Raw genomic sequence first — 1185 nt, forward strand, 5'->3', positions numbered from 1 at the left:
AAATGGGAAGAATCAGATATTTCTAATAAACCAATCGCAGCTACTCAATTATTTAGAAAAAAGTTGAGAGAAGGGCAACTTGACGAAAAAGAAATTGAAATCAATGTTTCTTCAACTCCAATGGGAATAGAAATTATGGCTCCACCAGGTATGGAAGAATTAACAAATCAATTGCAATCATTATTTCAAAATTTAGGAGGTAGGAAAAAAAATATAAAAAAATTAAAAATAAAAGATGCTATGAGATTATTAATTGAAGAAGAATCAACTAAATTAATAAATTTAGAAGTGTTAAAAAAACAAGCTATTCATGCAGTAGAGCAAAATGGAATTGTATTTATTGATGAAATCGATAAAATATGTAAAGGTAGAGGTGTAACAGGACCTGATATATCAAGAGAAGGAGTTCAAAGAGATTTATTGCCATTAATCGAAGGATGCACTATTTCTACTAAACACGGTATGGTAAAAACAGATCATATTCTGTTTATTGCATCAGGAGCATTTCAAATTTCTACTCCTTCTGATTTAATTCCAGAACTACAAGGTCGTCTTCCTATTAGAGTAGAATTGCAAGCACTAACAATTGATGATTTTGAATTGATTTTAACCGAACCTAAAGCATCAATAACTGTACAATATAAAGCATTAATGAAAACAGAAAATGTTCACATTAATTTCACTGAAGAAGGAATTCGTTATATTGCTGAAATAGCATGGAAAGCTAATGAATCTATAGAAAATATCGGAGCTCGTAGATTATATACTGTACTAGAACATTTAATGGAAGATATTTCATTCAATGCTAGTAATAATAAAACAGAAATAGTTGTGAACATAGATAAAGAATATGTTAGTAAACATTTAGATGATTTAATCTTAAATAACGACCTCAGCCGATTTATTTTGTAACTATTTAAATGAATTATTTTATATATATAAATTAATTACTTTCCTATCTTGAAAATAAAGATAGGAAAGAGACCATATGTGCAATAAAAAATTTACTTATAAAAACATCATTAATAATTTTTTCGTTTTTTAAATTTTTTAACAAAAATTGTTTTATACATAGATACGAATACATTATCTTGAAATAATCATAGTACATAGCATTAATTATTACATAGCATTAATTTTATTTAACAAGCCATTTAACATATCCTTCCACATTTCTCTTTCTCC

The 1185-nt window shown here is 26.8% G+C and carries 1 protein-coding gene; it reads left to right on the forward strand.

Annotated features, from left to right (window positions below):
• Positions 1-912, forward strand: a 912-nt coding sequence (gene hslU, locus D9V73_RS02750; protein WP_187307825.1) for an HslU--HslV peptidase ATPase subunit, incomplete at its 5' end; no start/stop codon positions are given.
• Positions 913-1185: the final 273 nt, after the last annotated feature.

The sequence above is a fragment of the Buchnera aphidicola (Melaphis rhois) genome (assembly GCF_005080745.1).
Lineage (GTDB): Bacteria > Pseudomonadota > Gammaproteobacteria > Enterobacterales > Enterobacteriaceae > Buchnera_B > Buchnera_B aphidicola_AT.